The organism is Pseudomonas sp. UC 17F4 (assembly GCF_900101695.1).
Taxonomy (GTDB): Bacteria; Pseudomonadota; Gammaproteobacteria; order Pseudomonadales; family Pseudomonadaceae; genus Aquipseudomonas.
In genome coordinates, this window is sequence record NZ_FNKV01000001.1 from 776,161 (window position 1) to 791,483 (window position 15,323).

The following is a 15,323-nucleotide window of genomic DNA, read 5'->3' on the forward strand; positions in this document are numbered from 1 at the left end:
CCGGCAAAACCTTGTAACAGCACTATAAGCTTTTGCTTATGCACACCCTAATAAATATTGATTTTTGTTTATCCAGAGACAGCGCTAGGGTAAAGATGCGACTGGCCAGCGACGATTGGTCACGCGCCGACCGGCGTTGCCGGCTCGTTTGTTCTAGCGGCCTTGGGAATACTCCAGTGATAAAAAAGATCCTGATCGCCAACCGCGGTGAAATTGCTGTTCGAATCGTGCGTGCCTGCGCCGAGATGGGCATCCGTTCCGTGGCGATCTACTCCGACGCCGACCGCCATGCCTTGCACGTCAAACGTGCCGACGAGGCCCACAGCATTGGTGCCGAGCCCCTGGCCGGCTACCTCAACCCGCGCAAGCTGGTGAACCTGGCCGTGGAAACCGGTTGTGATGCGCTGCATCCCGGTTATGGTTTTCTGTCTGAGAACGCTGAACTTGCGGACATCTGTGCCGAACGCGGTATCAAATTCATAGGCCCGGCGGCTGAAGTCATTCGCCGCATGGGTGACAAGACCGAAGCCCGCCGCAGCATGATCAAGGCCGGTGTGCCGGTGACCCCGGGCACTGAAGGCAACGTCGCCGATATCCACGAAGCGCTGCTCGAAGGCGACCGCATCGGTTACCCGGTGATGCTCAAGGCCACTTCCGGCGGTGGCGGCCGCGGTATTCGCCGCTGCAACAGCCGTGAAGAGCTGGAGCAAGCCTTCCCGCGGGTAATCTCCGAAGCGACCAAGGCCTTCGGTTCTGCGGAAGTGTTCCTGGAAAAATGCATCGTCAACCCGAAACACATCGAGGCGCAAATCCTCGGTGACAGCTTCGGTAACGTCGTCCACCTGTTCGAGCGCGACTGCTCGATCCAGCGCCGCAACCAGAAGCTCATTGAAATTGCCCCAAGCCCGCAACTGACCCCTGAACAGCGTGCCTATATCGGCGACCTGTCGGTGCGCGCGGCCAAGGCCGTGGGCTACGAGAACGCCGGTACCGTGGAGTTCCTGCTCGCCGATGGCGAAGTGTACTTCATGGAGATGAACACCCGGGTGCAGGTGGAACACACCATCACCGAAGAAATCACCGGTATCGACATTGTTCGCGAGCAGATCCGTATTGCCTCCGGCCTGCCGCTGTCGGTCAAGCAGGAAGACATCCAGCACCGCGGCTTTGCCCTGCAGTTCCGGATCAACGCCGAAGACCCGAAGAACAACTTCCTGCCCAGCTTCGGCAAGATCACCCGTTACTACGCCCCCGGCGGCCCCGGCGTGCGCACCGACACGGCGATCTATACCGGCTACACCATTCCACCGTTCTACGACTCGATGTGCCTGAAACTGGTGGTCTGGGCGCTGACCTGGGAAGAAGCCATGGACCGCGGTCTGCGGGCCCTGGACGACATGCGTGTGCAGGGGGTGAAGACCACGGCTGCCTATTACCAGGAAATCCTGCGCAATCCGGAATTTCGCAGTGGTCAGTTCAATACCAGCTTCGTTGAAAGCCATCCGGAACTGACCAACTACTCGATCAAGCGCAAACCCGAAGAGCTGGCCCTGGCCATCGCCGCCGCCATCGCCGCACATGCGGGCTTATGAATAAGCCAGCTGCAAGTTGTTAGCTGCAAGCGACAAGTCAGAGCCGATCGGCTTTTTCTTGCGGCTTGTAGCTTGAAGCTTGCCGCTATGAGGAGATAAGAATGTCCAAGAAGATCTTTGTCACTGACACAATCCTGCGCGACGCCCACCAGTCCCTGCTGGCCACCCGCATGCGTACCGAAGACATGCTGCCGATCTGCGACAAGCTCGACAAGGTCGGCTACTGGTCGCTGGAAGTCTGGGGCGGCGCGACCTTCGACGCCTGCGTGCGCTTCCTCAAGGAAGACCCGTGGGAGCGCCTGCGCAAACTGCGTGCGGCACTGCCCAACACCCGCCTGCAGATGCTCCTGCGCGGGCAGAACCTGCTGGGCTACCGCCACTACAGCGATGACGTGGTCAAAGCCTTCGTCGCCAAGGCGGCGGTCAACGGCATTGACGTGTTCCGCATCTTCGACGCCATGAACGATGTGCGTAACCTGCGCGTGGCCATCGAAGCGGTCAAGGCCGCTGGCAAGCACGCCCAGGGCACTATTGCCTACACCACCAGCCCGGTACACACCATCGACGCCTTCGTCGCCCAGGCCAAGCAGATGGAAGCCATGGGTTGCGACTCGGTGGCCATCAAGGACATGGCAGGCCTGCTGACTCCCTTCGCCACCGGCGAGCTGGTCAAGGCGCTGAAGGCCGAGCAGTCGCTGCCGGTGTTCGTCCATTCCCACGACACCGCCGGCCTGGCTGCCATGTGCCAGCTCAAGGCGATCGAGAACGGCGCCGACCATATCGACACCGCCATCTCCAGCTTCGCCTGGGGCACTAGCCACCCGGGCACCGAGTCGATGGTCGCGGCCCTCAAGGGCAGCGAGTTCGACACCGGCCTGAGCCTGGAATTGCTGCAGGAAATCGGCCTGTACTTCTATGCCGTGCGCAAGAAGTACCACCAGTTCGAAAGTGAATTCACTGCCGTCGACACCCGTGTGCAAGTCAACCAGGTACCGGGCGGGATGATTTCCAACCTGGCCAACCAGCTCAAGGAGCAGGGCGCGCTCAACCGCATGAACGAAGTGCTGGCGGAAATCCCGCGGGTGCGCGAAGACCTCGGCTTCCCGCCACTGGTGACCCCGACCTCGCAGATTGTCGGTACCCAGGCGTTCTTCAACGTGCTTGCCGGCGAGCGCTACAAGACCATCACCAACGAGGTGAAGCTGTACCTGCAAGGCGGTTACGGCAAGGCTCCGGGTGTGGTCGACGAAAATCTGCGGCGCCAGGCCATCGGTAGCGAAGAAGTCATCGACGTGCGCCCGGCCGATTTGCTCAAGCCGGAAATGGCCAAGCTGCGCAACGACATCGGCGCCCTGGCCAAGTCGGAAGAAGACGTACTGACCTACGCCATGTTCCCCGACATCGGGCGCAAGTTCCTCGAAGAGCGTGAGGCCGGCACCCTGACCCCTGAAGTGCTGCTGCCGATTCCGGAAGCCGGCGCCGTGGCCTCGGCCGGCGGCGAAGGCGTGCCGACCGAATTCGTCATCGACGTGCACGGCGAGACCTACCGGGTGGATATCACCGGTGTTGGCGTCAAGGCCGAAGGCAAGCGCCACTTCTACCTGTCCATCGACGGCATGCCGGAAGAAGTGGTGTTCGAGCCGCTCAACGAATTTGTCGGCGGTGGCAGCAGCAAACGCAAGCAGGCCAGCGCCCCTGGCCATGTCAGTACCACCATGCCGGGCAACATCGTCGATGTGCTGGTCAAGGAAGGCGACATGGTCAAGGCCGGCCAGCCGGTGCTGATCACCGAGGCCATGAAGATGGAGACCGAGGTGCAGGCGGCAATCGCCGGCAAGGTCACCGCCATTCACGTGGCCAAGGGCGACCGGGTCAACCCGGGCGAGATCCTGATCGAGATTGAGGGCTGATTTTCAGGCCCTCATCTACAAGCGGTTAACCTCTGGGGGGCGTATGCCTCCCTTTTTTTGCCTGCTCCTACCGGCACGCCTCCAAGGTCTGTACCTGTCCCTCGGGCCGCTGGTTATCTGCCGCCAACCAACGTTCGAACCCCGCCGCAATCGCCGGCCATTCATCATCGGTAATCGAGAACCAGGCGGTGTCGCGGTTTCGGTCCTTGATCACCATGTGCTTGCGAAACCCCCCCTCGAAGGTGAAGCCAAAGCGCAGCGCGGCGCGCTTGGAGCGGGCGTTGTCGTTGTTGCATTTCCATTCCAGGCGGCGGTTGCCCAGCTCGAACGCCAGTTTGCCAAGCAGGTACACCGCTTCGGTGCCTTTAGGTGTGCGCTGCATGGCAGCACCAAAGGCGATATGGCCAATCTCGATGCGGCCCTGTTCGGGCACGATCGACATCAGGCTGAGGATGCCCTGGGTCTGGCCGCTGGCCAGGTCAATGACGCTGTAGAACAGCGGATCGCTGCTGGCGGCATTGGTGTCAAGCCAGTGATCGAAGTCTTCGCGCTCGGTGAACGGACCGTAGGCCAGGTAGTCCCACAGTGTGCGGTCGGCCTGGGAGCCCTGGAACACTTCCCAGAGGTCTTCGGTGTCGCGCTTGGGGTCGAGTTTTTCCAGGCGCACGAAGCGCCCGGTCAATGTTGCAGGTTGCGGGCGCTTGGCCGGATGCCAGTGCAATGGGCTGCTCATGGGGTGGCTCCTCTGGCTTACAGCGGTTTGCGAAACTGGATGAAGCCGGGCCGCTCGGCGACCTGCTCGTACAGGCTGATGGCCGTGGCGTTGGTTTCGTGGGTCAACCAGTGCACCTTGGCGCAACCTGCCGCCTTTGCCGTAGCGTAGACGTATTCGATCAGCTGGCGGCCGATACCCAGGCCGCGTTGCTCACTTTGCACGTAGAGGTCCTGCAGGTAGCAGGAGTTCTCGATGCTCCAGTTGGAGCGGTGATAGATCCAGTGGACCATGCCCAGTGCCTTGCCGTCGACCCAGGCCAGGGCGGCGTTGGTCGGCTCGGCCGGGTCGAGCATGCGCGCCCAGGCCACGGCGCTGACCTCGTCATCGATACGGGTTTCGTAGAATTGTTGATAGGCCTGCCATAGCGGTAGCCAGGCGCTGTGATCGTCGGCGGTGACAGGGCGGATGGTGACGTTAGGCATAGGTGTGTTCCTTCAAGGTTGGCCCATCAGGGCTGCCAATTGGTTGTCCAGAGGATCGCTGCTGTTGGCCAGGCCGGTGCGCACGCCTTCGATGTCGATGGCCGAACGGTTCTGGCTGAGTTTGCGTGTGCCTTGCAGGCGCTCGATGGGCAGGGCGAAGCCGACGATTGCCTTGAGCATGCCGGCCATGTAGTCGGCAGGCGCTTCGTCCACCGACCAGGGTTTGGCCTGGCGTTGTTCGTGGTGATCACTCAGGCGGCGGACGATCTCCAGCAGACGCTCGGCGTCATGGAAAACCTCAGCCTTGCCCCAGGCGTGCACAGCCACGTAGTTCCAGGTCGGAACCGTGCGCGGATCGTCGACCTTGCTGGGGTAGTAGCCGGCGCTGACATAAGCATCGGGCCCGGCAAACACCAGCAGCGCCTCGGCGCCGTTGGCCAGATCCTGCCATTGCTTGTTGGCGCGGGCGAAGTGGCCGTACAGGGTGCCGTTGCTGCCCTGTTTGCGATCCAGCAGCAGCGGCAGGTGACTGGCCTGCAAGCCCTGTTCACCGTGGGTGACCAATACGGCCAGGCGCGTTTGCTCGATCTGCTGGTGCAGACGCTCGAGGTCGGTTTCCTTGTAGCTCGAAGGTGTGAACATGTGGATTGTCCTTGGCGAATGGCTCAATCCTAGGCAGGCTATTGGACTAAGGTAAGAGCCATTTCCAGCTAATTTTATAGGTCCATTGTCATGAGCGAGCGCCCCTTCACCTTGCCGTTCGACCCGACTGGTATCGTTCTTGATCGCCGCCAGGGGCTCAGCCGCCAGCTTTACCAGGCGCTTCGCATGCGCGTGCTGGACGGTCGCCTGAGCAGTGGCACGCGCTTGCCGGCCAGCCGTGATATGGCTGCGGCGCTGTCGTTGTCGCGCAACAGCGTGGTGCGTGCCTACGACCAGTTGTACGCTGAAGGCTATATCGAAAGCCGGGTCGGCGATGGCACCTATGTCAGCCAGCTGCCAAAACTATCCACAAAAGTATCCACAGGGTTATCCCTGGGTTTTTCCACAGGGTTATCCACAAAAACAGCAAATAACACTGTGGATTCATCCAGCAAACTTATCCACAATGGTCCTTGCAACCGTCTGGAAAGCCACCATTTACCGCCACCGAAAAGTGGTCCGCCACGGGCTTTTCGCGTCGGTTTGCCGGCGTTCGATTTGTTCCCGTTCGACGTCTGGGCCAAGCTCCAGGCGGGTTTCTGGCGCAACCCCGATCGCGCTGCTTTGGGCTATGGCGATCCGGCTGGAGAGCCGCAACTTCGTCAATTGATCGCGACCTATTTGCGTCGATCTCGCGGACTTTCCTGCACGGCTGAACAAATTGTGATCACCAGTGGCGCACAGCAGGCCATCAGCCTTTGTGCACAGCTGTTATTGGAGCCTGGCGAAGTGGTGGCTGTGGAAAACCCCGGTTACCGCGCTGCTGGAAACGCCTTCGCCTTGACCGGGGCAAAAGTGCAAGGCGTGGCGGTCGACGATGAGGGCCTGGACTGCGCTGCGCTCAATGCCGTGGAACATTGTCGCCTCAGCTATGTGACGCCATCGCACCAGTATCCGACCGGCGTCACCATGAGCCTGGCCCGTCGTCTGCAGTTGCTGGCCTGGGCTGAGCGCAAGGACGGCTGGATCATCGAAGATGACTACGACGGTGAGTACCGCTACAGCGGCGACCCGCTAGCACCTCTGGCGGCGCTGGATCGCAGTGGGCGGGTGTTATATGTCGGCACCTTCGGCAAGATAGCCTTTCCGGCGCTGCGCCTGGGTTACCTGGTGCTGCCCAGGCAGTTGGTGCAGGTGTTTTCCCGCTGCCGGGCGCTGGCCGTGCGCCACTCTGAAATAGGCACTCAGGCAGTGATGGCCCAGTTCATGGCCCAGGGGCATTTTCAACGGCATATCCGGCGCATGCGCAAAGCGGCGCTCAGCCGAAGAAATACGTTGATGGCAGGATGGCCACAGGGCATCAGCGGCATCGGCCCGCTGCCACATGTAGCTGCAGGTCTACATGTGGCAGTGCGGGTTGATTCGCTTGCGCGCGAACGTACGTTGATCGGGGAAGCCGAAAGCGTTGGCGTCGAGATTAACGGCTTGAGTGATTTCTGGCTGCCAGACTCGGATACGCCGGAGGATGAGCGTGCTGGACTGGTCCTGGGGTTTGCCGCTGTTCCGGAAGCTGCGATTGAGGTCGCAGTGCGGCATTTGGCTGAAGTTTGGGGCCACTCAAAGAGCTGAAGGGATTTACAGTGAGTTCCTTCGCTGGGCATGTGTTACATGCCCGTTGGGCTAAATTTTTAGGTTACAAGTTAAATTTTTAACTTGATTGACGTTGCCTTCTCACGTGGTAGAACTTTCATGTGCTCAGGGTAAGCCCGTACTATTTCAGTTCAAGATTGTTACGTCATTTAATTCGAAAATCATTAGTCACACTTTTATTGGTGGCGCGGCGTGTTAGCTCGCCTGATGGTTTTTGCTCTGTATATAGGGTCAATAATGAAAGAATCCCATAAACACTGCATGAAAGCGGCCTTGAAGGAATTCAGCAAGCCTGGAAAACGAAATTTTTCGATACCTGCAGGTGATAGTTTCACTGCGTTGATCGATGGTGAGCCCTTCGTTGCAACAGACGTCCGTGGCTTCCACAGCTTCGGTGTAAGAATTGTCGTCGGGTTGATTGATGAAGGTAGTGAGCGCCGCTACATCACGGTGGCAGCCGATGATTACCTGGCGGCCGGCGAATATGATGTAACGCTTGAAGGAGAAGTTACCATCGGTTATGTCGTCGAGAACCCTGAGGGTAATAACGAATACTCCGCAGAGACGGGCTGTATCGCCATGTCGAGTGCGGCAAATACCGAATTTTCCGGGCAGTTCAATGCAACACTGGTCGAAAGTTCGCCGTACAAGGCGATTACCGAAGCCTGTTTCAAGGTCGGTCAAACTGTCGAATTGTCCTGACGGATAGGTTCGACATACCTCCCGCCATTGTTGGCGGGAGGTATTGCGGTTATTTGCCGGACTTTATCTTGCTCCAGGCGCGGGTGCGTGCGCGCTCGGCATCCCGCGGCAGCGGTTGCAGGGTATAAAGCTTGGCCATGGCTTCTTCGGTGGGGTACAGATTGGGGTTATTGCGGATGGCCGGGGCAACCCGTTCGGTGGCGTCCTTGTTCGGGTTGGGGTAACCGACAAAGTCGCTGATGGGCGCGATCACCTTTGGCTGCAGCAGGTAGTTGATGAAGGTGTAGGCATCTTCCGGGTTGGCCGCGCCTTTGGGGATTGCCAGCATGTCGAACCAGATTGGCGCACCTTCCTTGGGCAGACGCATGTCGACGACCACGCCGTTCTTCGCCTCGCTGGCGCGGTTGGCGGCCTGGGAGAAGCTGCCGGAGTAGCCGACCGCTACGCAGATGTCGCCATTGGCAATATCCGCCATGTATTTGGAGGAATGGAAGTAGGTGACGTGCGGGCGGATTTTCAACAGTAGCTCTTCGGCCTTTTTGTAATCAGCAGGTTTCGTGCTGTTCGGTGGCAGGCCGAGGTACTGCAGGGCCAGTGGCAGGATTTCAGAGGGTGAATCAAGCAAGGCCACGCCGCACTGCTTGAGCTTGGCGATGTTCTCCTCCTTGAAGATCAGGTCCCAGCTGTCGACCGGGGCGTTGTCGCCCAGCGCCGCCTTGACCTTGGCCGGGTTGAAGCCGATCAGCACGGTGCCGTACATGTAGGGCACGGCGAACTGGTTGCCGGGGTCGTTGGCCTCGATCAGCTTCATCAGCTTCGGGTCCAGGTGCTGCCAGTTCGGCAACTTGCTGCGGTCCAGGGGCTGGAATACCCCGGCTTCGATCTGCTTGGCCAGGAACACGTTGGACGGCACCACCACGTCGTAGCCGGAGTTGCCGGTCAACAGCTTGGCTTCCAGGGCTTCGTTGGTGTCGAAGATGTCGTAGATGAGTTTGACCTGGCTGTCTTTCTGGAAGTCCACCAGGGTTTGCGGGGTGATGTAGTCGAACCAGTTGTAGACCCGCAGGGTGCGTTGTTCGGCAGCTTGCAGGCTACCGGCGAGCAGGGTGCTGCACAGCAGCGGGGCGAGCAGGCGCTGGAGTCGGGTCATGCTTGAGCTTCCTGTTGGGCGCGTTCGAAACCTTCGAGTACGTTCACCGCGTTGATGCCGATTTCCTCGACCGCATAACCGCCTTCCATGACGAACAGCGTCGGCTTGCCGAGGCGGGCAATGCGTTCGCCCATCTGCAGGTAGTCGGGGCTGTCGAGCTTGAACTGGGAAATCGGATCGTCCTTGAAGGTATCCACGCCCAAGGAAATTACCAGCACGTCCGGGCCGTAGGCGGCGATGCGCTCACAGGCCTCGTCCAGGGCCTTGCTCCAGGTCGGCCAGTCACTCCCGGCTGGCAGCGGGTAGTTGACGTTGTAGCCCAGACCCTCGCCTTCGCCGCGCTCGTCGGCATAGCCGAGAAAGAACGGGAATTCGGCCTGCGGATCACCATGGATCGAGGCGAAGAACACATCGCTGCGCTGGTAGAAGATTTCCTGGGTGCCGTTGCCGTGGTGGTAGTCGACATCGAGGATAGCCACCTTGCGCCGGCCCTGGTCGAGGAACGCCTGGGCGGCGATGGCGGCGTTGTTCAGGTAGCAATAACCCCCCATGACGTCGCTGGCGGCGTGGTGCCCGGGTGGCCGGCAGAGGGCGAAGGCGCTGTGGGCGCCGGTCTGGATTGCCGCCTGGGCGGTAAGGGCTACTTGTGCGGCGCTGTAGGCCGCTTGCCAGGTACCCGCGGTGATGGGCGCGCCGGCGTCGAAGCTGTAGTAGCCAAGCTCGCCATGCAGGCCGCTGGGTTTTACGCTGCGCAGGGTGCGCGCCGGCCAGGTGAAGGGCAGCAGGTCGCCTTCGTGGCCCAGTTGGGTCCAGCGCAGCCAGGCGCCTTCGAAGAAGTTCAGGTAATCGGCGCTGTGCACCCGCAGCAAGGGCGCGCGGCCAAAATCGGCAGGGCCCTTGATGGCCCCCAGTTCACGGGTCTTTACCCGGTCCAGGACATGGTCGGCGCGCGAGGGCATTTCGAAGCAGGGCATCAGTTGCCCGTCGATCAGCTCGCAGCGGCCGTGGTGCAGGCGGTGGTCATCGGAATAGATCGTCAGCATGTTGTTGTTCTCCGGGTCACTGGCGTCGCTCCATTGTTGGTGGCACGGGCCTGCTGCAGAACGACGGAAACGGCCAAAAGGGGATCGATATGGCCAACCTGACTGTCCGGATTTCGCCCCCGGCGGTGCAAGCGCGATGTTCAGGCGCGGAAGTGACTCGGCGCCACCCCGCTCCAGCGCATGAAGGCGTGGCGAAAGCTGGCGGTCTCGCTGAAGCCGAGTAGTTCGGCGATGCGGTAGATGGGCAACTGATCTTCGGCCAACAGTTGCTTGGCGCGCTCGAAACGCAGTTCATCGAGCAGCTGTTGATAACTGCTGCCCAGCTCCTGCAGGTGCCGGCGCAAGGTGCGCGACGAGCAGTTCATTTGCCGCGCCAGGCCCTCGAGGCCGGGCGCCGCATCGAGTTGTTCGAGCAGCAGTTGGCGGATCCGCCCGAGCCAGGCCTGGCGGCCGGTGAACTCCAGGTTAAGCCGCCGGCAGCGCTCGCTCATGGCCTGGTGAGTGATCTGGTCGGCCAGCGGCAGGGGCTGGTCCAGCCATGTGCGGGCGAAGGCGAAGGCATTGTCGGTGGCCTCGAATCGCAATGGGCAGGCAAAGCTGTCGCCGTACAGTGCATGGTAATCCGGCATTGGGTGGGCGAAGCGTGCAGCCGTCAGCGGCAATGGCTGGCCAAGCAGGTCGTCGCAGATCACTTTCAGCGAGGTCAGACAGAACTCGGCGTTGAATGCAGCCAAATGCGGGTCTTCGCGATAATCGCTGGCGCTGAACCAGACCCGCTCGCCCTCCTCGACCAGACGCAGCTGAAAAAGTGTTCCCAGTAGCGCCGGGTACTGCATCGCCAGGCGCAAAGCGTCACCTAAGGTGGCACTGGAGAGCAGGGCGTAACCGAGCATGCCGTAGCAGGAAACATGCATGCGCCGGCCCAGCTCCAGGCCTACTTCGCGGCGTCGGGCCACCGCATTGGCACACACCAGCATCTCTTGGCGGGTGGTGATGCGCGAGTCGGCGCGGCCCAGGTCTGCCGGGCTGATGCCGCTGCCGGCCAGCAGCGCTTCAGCGCCGGGACCCTGGCCTTGAAAGGCTTGCAGAACCAGCGACACAGCGTTGAGGGTGGTGAGGTGTGAATGGAGCATGCTCGGCTTCTTTCGACAGGTTGGCCGAGCAAATCGAGCAATTTGTATGCCTTGAGCCGCTTACAGCAATTCCCCGCAAAGGTCCTGCTCCACCAGGTGCCTTACCTCGCCAACCGGCAAGCCGCTGCCCAGCAGCAACTGCAACTTGCCAAGCAACGCTTCGCGGGTCATGCCGCCACCCGACAGCACGCCGGCCTGACGCAAGCGGCTGCCGGCCTCATAGACATCCAGTTCGACCCCGCCTTCATGGCACTGGGTGATGGCGACCACGACCACACCGCTTGCCTGAGCCTCGGCCAGAGCGGCGAGAAAGTCGGGGTTGTCGGAAGGGCCGGTGCCACTGCCAAAGCATTCCAGGATCAAGCCCTGGGCACCGCTGGCGAGCGCGGCCTGCACCATTGGCGCGCCGATCCCCGGCACCAGAGGCAGAACGGCGACATTGGCGACTTGCTTGGGCTGGCGATAATCGAGCGCTGCAGGCCCGGGCATCGTTGCGTCAGCGCCGGCAAAGCGCTTGAGGGTAACGAACGGATGCCGGCCAAAGCTGCGGACCTTGGCGGTACGGTGCGGGGCTAGCAACTCTCCGTGAAAATACAGCTGCACACCCGGCGCGACGCCGGTGGCCAGGGCTTGTAATGCGCCGGTGAGGTTCTCCCAGGCATCGCTGTCGGCGACCCCGGCCGGCAGCATCGAGCCGGTGAACAGCACTGGGGCCTGCAAGCCCAGCAGCTGGAAGCTCATGGCGGCGGCGCTGTAGGCCAGGGTATCGGTGCCATGCAATACCAGCACGGCATCGCAACCTTCGCTGTCGACGGCGTCGATGATCGCCGCACGCAGGCGCTGCCAGTACTGCGGGGTCATGTTGGCGCTGTCGATCAGCGGCAGCAGTTCACGGAACTGCCAGGTGGGAATGCCGGCCTGGCCGGCCAGTTGCGCGCGCATCCGCTGTTCGAAGCCGGACGCCGGAGCCAGGCCGTTGGCGCTGGCTTGCATGCCGATGGTGCCGCCGGTGTACAGCACCATGATGTTGCGGGCCGGTTGCGCAATTGCCATTCGCCTGTCTCCGTGGTCGGCTTGGGTTAAGCCGACCACAGTACGCGAACACCGGGCTGGCTGTCAGCGCTTGGTGTCTTCGACCTTGGCAGGCCAGGCGTTGGTGTCCAGGTCGAGGTCGGCGAACTTGGCCGAATCGAACACCGGCGTTTTTATCCCGGCTGCGCGCTGGTCGTCGTAATCGCGCAGTACGCGCATGGCCACCTTGAACAGCAGGGCCAGGGCGATCAGGTTGACGAAGGCCAGGCAGGTCATGGTGATGTCGGCGAACGCGAACACCGTGCCCAGGTTCTGCACCGCGCCCCAGAAGATCAGCAGCAACACCAGGGCGCGGTAGCCGATCAGGGCTTTGCGGTTGTCGCCGACCAGAAAGCGCAGGTTGCTCTCGCCCAGGTAGTAGTTGTAGAGGATCGAGGTGAACACAAACAGCGCCAGGGCGACGCTGATGAAGATCCGCCCCCAGTCACCGACCACCGCCGCCAGCGAGTTCTGGGTCAGGGCAATGCCGTCGCCTTCGAAGCCCGGGGTGTAGAAGCCCGACAGCAGGATCAGCAAGGCGGTGCAGGTGCAGATAATGAAGGTGTCGAGGAACACCGAGAACGCCTGGACCACGCCCTGGGCAATCGGGTGGTCGACTTCGGCCACGGCGGCGACGTTGGGTGCGCTGCCAAGGCCGGCTTCGTTGGCGAACACGCCACGTTTGACGCCCATGATGATGGCGCTGCCAACCAGGCCACCGAAGGCCTGATCGAGGCCGAAGGCGCTCTTGACGATGGTCATCAGCATGTCCGGCACCTGGTCGAACTGCAGCACGATCACGTACAGGGTCACGGCGATGTAGGCCAGGGTCTTGACCGGTACCAGCAGGTCGGCGACGGCGGCGATGCGCTTGATGCCGCCGATGAACACCAGGCCCAGCAGCACCGCCAGGGCGATGCCGGTGTAGGTGGTGTCGAACTGGAAGGCGTTGTTCAGCGAGTGGGTCACGGCGTGGGCTTGCAGGCCGTTGAAGGCGAAACCGAAGGTCACCAGCAGCAGGAAGGCCATGACCATGCCCAGCCAGCGTTTGCCCAGGCCGTGCTCGATGTAATACGACGGGCCGCCGCGGTACTGGCCTTCGCTGTCGCAACGCTTGTACAGCTGGCCGAGGGTGCATTCGATGAAGCTGCTGGACATGCCGACCAGCGCGGTCACCCACATCCAGAACACCGCACCGGGGCCGCCAAGGGTCACGGCGATACCGACCCCGGCAATGTTACCGGCACCGACCCGGCCGGCCAGGCTGAGCATCAGCGCCTGGAACGAGCTCAGTTGCTCGCTGCTGCTGCGCAGGCTGTCGCGAAACACCGCGAACATGTGGGTGAAGTACCGCAACTGAACGAAACGCGAGCGGATCGTGAAGTAACTGCCCAGACCGACAATGAGCACGATCAGTACCTTGCCCGAGAGGAAGTCGTTGATGACTTCAAGCATGGAGTGTTCCTCGCTTTTGATGACTTTTGCTGCGTGTAGCGCCAGGGGGCTGGCACGCAAGAGGGCGGGCACTATACCGATGCGAGCGCCGCGCGTCTGCCTTGGCGTGGCGGATATGCCATCTGAAAGGGCATAAAAAAAGGGCCCGGGGAATGATCCCTGGGCCCTCAAAAGGTGAGAGGTGTCTAGTCCCTCGACCTGGTGAGCGTGTTACAGCATCGGTTACGCCTTGAGCGGCACCAGACGCGGAGCAATCATGTTTTCCGGACGCAGGATGTCGTTGAGCATCTCTTCGTCCAGCAGGCCTTCCTCGCGTACCAGCTCCAGCACGCCACGGCCACTTTCCAGGGCGATGGCAGCGATACGGGTGGCGTTTTCGTAGCCGATGTACGGGTTCAGGGCGGTGACCAGGCCGATCGAGTGCTCGACCAGTTCACGGCAGCGCTGTTCGTTGGCGGTGATGCCGACGATGCAGTGCTCGCGCAGCATGTCCATGGCGCGTTGCAGCAGGCGGATCGAGTCGAAGATCTTGTAGGCGATCAGCGGCTCCATGACGTTCAGCTGCAGCTGGCCACCTTCGGCGGCGACGGTCAGGGCCAGGTCGTTGCCCATGATGGCGAAGGCCACCTGGTTGACCGCTTCCGGGATTACCGGGTTGACCTTGCCTGGCATGATCGAGCTGCCTGGCTGACGCGCTGGCAGGTTGATTTCGTTGATGCCGGTACGTGGGCCGCTGGACAGCAGGCGCAGGTCGTTGCAGATCTTCGACAGCTTGACCGCGGTGCGCTTGAGCATGCCCGAGAACAGGACGAAGGCGCCCATGTCCGAGGTGGCTTCGATCAGGTCGGCAGCCGGGACCAGCGGCTGGCCGCTGATGGTGGCCAGGCGCTGAACGGCCAAGAGCTGGTAGCCAGGGTCGGCGTTGATGCCGGTACCGATGGCGGTACCACCCAGGTTGATTTCAGTCAGCAGCTCTGGCGCCAGCGAACGCAGACGGTTGAGGTCTTCGGTCATGGTGGTGGCGAAGGCGCGGAATTCCTGGCCCAGGGTCATCGGCACGGCGTCCTGCAGCTGGGTACGGCCCATCTTCAGTACGTGGTCGAATTCCTGGCCTTTGGCAGCGAAGGCCTGGATCAGGCTGTCGAGGCTGGCCAGCAGGGCGTCGTGACCCAGCAGCAGACCCAGGCGGATCGCAGTCGGGTAGGCGTCGTTGGTCGACTGCGCCATGTTCACGTCGTTGTTCGGGTGCAGGTACTTGTACTCGCCCTTCTGGTGGCCCATGGCCTCCAGCGCGATGTTGGCGATCACTTCGTTGGCGTTCATGTTGGTAGAAGTACCAGCACCGCCTTGAATCATGTCGACCACGAACTGCTCGTGGTAGTCGCCGCGGATCAGACGGGCGCAAGCCTCGCTGATGGCAGCGTGCTTGGCATCGCTCAGGTGACCCAGCTCGCGGTTGGCGTCAGCAGCAGCCTGTTTGACCATGGCCAGGGCCACAACCAGTTTAGGGTAGTGCGACAGCGGAACGCCGGAGAGGTGGAAGTTGTTGGCAGCACGCAGAGTCTGGATACCGTAGTAGGCATCGGCAGGAACTTCGAGGGTGCCAAGCAGATCTTTTTCGACACGGAACGATGCAGCAGCGGACATGATGGATATCATCTCGATTTTGACCCGGCACATGCCGGAATGGCGCCAATCCTAGGCCCGCGCCGATTTTGCGGCCAATGCTGTTGCACGCTAACCTATGCACAAACGGCATACGGGTTGATGTGACGCCA

General features: G+C 61.5%; 13 protein-coding genes. 4 read left to right on the forward strand and 9 right to left on the reverse strand.

The genetic code is table 11. The features are described from left to right. The first annotated feature begins 176 nt into the window (after nucleotides 1-176). Together BLR26_RS03455 and oadA are read left to right on the forward strand one after the other, a co-directional pair. A complete protein-coding gene (locus tag BLR26_RS03455; protein WP_045199475.1) occupies nucleotides 177-1,592 on the forward strand; it encodes an acetyl-CoA carboxylase biotin carboxylase subunit in 1,416 nt (471 codons plus the stop codon). Nucleotides 1,593-1,693: 101 nt separating this feature from the next. Then, on the forward strand, nucleotides 1,694-3,502 hold the full coding sequence (gene oadA / locus BLR26_RS03460) for a sodium-extruding oxaloacetate decarboxylase subunit alpha (protein ID WP_093377891.1): 1,809 nt from the start codon (nucleotides 1,694-1,696) through the stop codon (nucleotides 3,500-3,502). A 67-nt stretch (nucleotides 3,503-3,569) separates the two neighbouring features. Here the strand turns inward: oadA and BLR26_RS03465 are convergent, their stop codons facing one another. Genes BLR26_RS03465 through BLR26_RS03475 form a run of 3 tightly spaced genes read right to left on the reverse strand, consistent with a single transcriptional unit; the run spans nucleotide 3,570 to nucleotide 5,341 of the window. After that, nucleotides 3,570-4,235, reverse strand: coding sequence for a GNAT family N-acetyltransferase (locus BLR26_RS03465; protein WP_093377896.1), 666 nt, complete (start codon nucleotides 4,233-4,235; stop codon nucleotides 3,570-3,572). A 17-nt stretch (nucleotides 4,236-4,252) separates the two neighbouring features. Continuing rightward, on the reverse strand, nucleotides 4,253-4,699 hold the full coding sequence (locus BLR26_RS03470; RefSeq protein WP_093377901.1) for a GNAT family N-acetyltransferase: 447 nt from the start codon (nucleotides 4,697-4,699) through the stop codon (nucleotides 4,253-4,255). Nucleotides 4,700-4,711: 12 nt separating this feature from the next. Beyond that, a complete protein-coding gene (locus tag BLR26_RS03475; RefSeq protein ID WP_093377905.1) occupies nucleotides 4,712-5,341 on the reverse strand; it encodes an FMN-binding negative transcriptional regulator in 630 nt (209 codons plus the stop codon). A 90-nt stretch (nucleotides 5,342-5,431) separates the two neighbouring features. Between BLR26_RS03475 and BLR26_RS03480 the strand changes: the two genes are divergently transcribed. Next, complete coding sequence (locus tag BLR26_RS03480; protein ID WP_093377908.1) at nucleotides 5,432-6,970, forward strand: MocR-like pyridoxine biosynthesis transcription factor PdxR; 1,539 nt, start codon at nucleotides 5,432-5,434, stop codon at nucleotides 6,968-6,970. 282 nt (nucleotides 6,971-7,252) lie between these two features. Then, nucleotides 7,253-7,693 (forward strand): hypothetical protein, encoded by a 441-nt coding sequence (locus BLR26_RS03485; protein WP_093377911.1) that lies wholly within the window; start codon nucleotides 7,253-7,255, stop codon nucleotides 7,691-7,693. A gap of 49 nt (nucleotides 7,694-7,742) precedes the next feature. On the opposite strand, the gene BLR26_RS03490 is transcribed toward BLR26_RS03485, so the two are convergent. The 6 genes from BLR26_RS03490 to aspA form a co-directional block, all read right to left on the reverse strand. Then, complete coding sequence (locus BLR26_RS03490) at nucleotides 7,743-8,843, reverse strand: polyamine ABC transporter substrate-binding protein (RefSeq protein ID WP_093377915.1); 1,101 nt, start codon at nucleotides 8,841-8,843, stop codon at nucleotides 7,743-7,745. Continuing rightward, nucleotides 8,840-9,886: a histone deacetylase family protein gene (locus tag BLR26_RS03495; RefSeq protein WP_093377920.1), complete on the reverse strand. Its 1,047-nt coding sequence runs from the start codon at nucleotides 9,884-9,886 to the stop codon at nucleotides 8,840-8,842. The genes BLR26_RS03490 and BLR26_RS03495 overlap by 4 nt, the downstream gene beginning before the upstream one ends. Nucleotides 9,887-10,026: 140 nt before the next feature. Beyond that, the gene (locus tag BLR26_RS03500) at nucleotides 10,027-11,019 is read right to left on the reverse strand and encodes an AraC family transcriptional regulator (RefSeq protein ID WP_093377925.1); all 993 of its coding nucleotides are present in this window, start codon (nucleotides 11,017-11,019) and stop codon (nucleotides 10,027-10,029) included. Between the two features lie 60 nt (nucleotides 11,020-11,079). Further along, the gene (locus tag BLR26_RS03505) at nucleotides 11,080-12,072 is read right to left on the reverse strand and encodes an asparaginase (RefSeq protein ID WP_093377931.1); all 993 of its coding nucleotides are present in this window, start codon (nucleotides 12,070-12,072) and stop codon (nucleotides 11,080-11,082) included. Nucleotides 12,073-12,135: 63 nt separating this feature from the next. Beyond that, nucleotides 12,136-13,545, reverse strand: coding sequence for an alanine/glycine:cation symporter family protein (locus BLR26_RS03510; RefSeq protein ID WP_045199497.1), 1,410 nt, complete (start codon nucleotides 13,543-13,545; stop codon nucleotides 12,136-12,138). Nucleotides 13,546-13,767: 222 nt separating this feature from the next. Further along, on the reverse strand, nucleotides 13,768-15,192 hold the full coding sequence (gene aspA, locus BLR26_RS03515; RefSeq protein ID WP_045199650.1) for an aspartate ammonia-lyase: 1,425 nt from the start codon (nucleotides 15,190-15,192) through the stop codon (nucleotides 13,768-13,770). Between the last annotated feature and the right edge of the window lie 131 nt (nucleotides 15,193-15,323).

Bases quoted from the DNA above. Each gene is read 5' to 3' on its own strand.
- BLR26_RS03480 (WP_093377908.1), top strand. From the start codon at position 5,432: ATGAGCGAGCGCCCCTTCACCTTGCCGTTCGACCCGACTGGTATCGTT.
- BLR26_RS03505 (WP_093377931.1), bottom strand. From the start codon at position 12,072: ATGGCAATTGCGCAACCGGCCCGCAACATCATGGTGCTGTACACCGGC.
- BLR26_RS03475 (WP_093377905.1), bottom strand. From the start codon at position 5,341: ATGTTCACACCTTCGAGCTACAAGGAAACCGACCTCGAGCGTCTGCAC.
- BLR26_RS03490 (WP_093377915.1), bottom strand. From the start codon at position 8,843: ATGACCCGACTCCAGCGCCTGCTCGCCCCGCTGCTGTGCAGCACCCTG.
- BLR26_RS03470 (WP_093377901.1), bottom strand. From the start codon at position 4,699: ATGCCTAACGTCACCATCCGCCCTGTCACCGCCGACGATCACAGCGCC.
- BLR26_RS03465 (WP_093377896.1), bottom strand. From the start codon at position 4,235: ATGAGCAGCCCATTGCACTGGCATCCGGCCAAGCGCCCGCAACCTGCA.
- BLR26_RS03500 (WP_093377925.1), bottom strand. From the start codon at position 11,019: ATGCTCCATTCACACCTCACCACCCTCAACGCTGTGTCGCTGGTTCTG.
- oadA (WP_093377891.1), top strand. From the start codon at position 1,694: ATGTCCAAGAAGATCTTTGTCACTGACACAATCCTGCGCGACGCCCAC.
- BLR26_RS03485 (WP_093377911.1), top strand. From the start codon at position 7,253: ATGAAAGCGGCCTTGAAGGAATTCAGCAAGCCTGGAAAACGAAATTTT.
- BLR26_RS03510 (WP_045199497.1), bottom strand. From the start codon at position 13,545: ATGCTTGAAGTCATCAACGACTTCCTCTCGGGCAAGGTACTGATCGTG.
- BLR26_RS03495 (WP_093377920.1), bottom strand. From the start codon at position 9,886: ATGCTGACGATCTATTCCGATGACCACCGCCTGCACCACGGCCGCTGC.
- aspA (WP_045199650.1), bottom strand. From the start codon at position 15,192: ATGTCCGCTGCTGCATCGTTCCGTGTCGAAAAAGATCTGCTTGGCACC.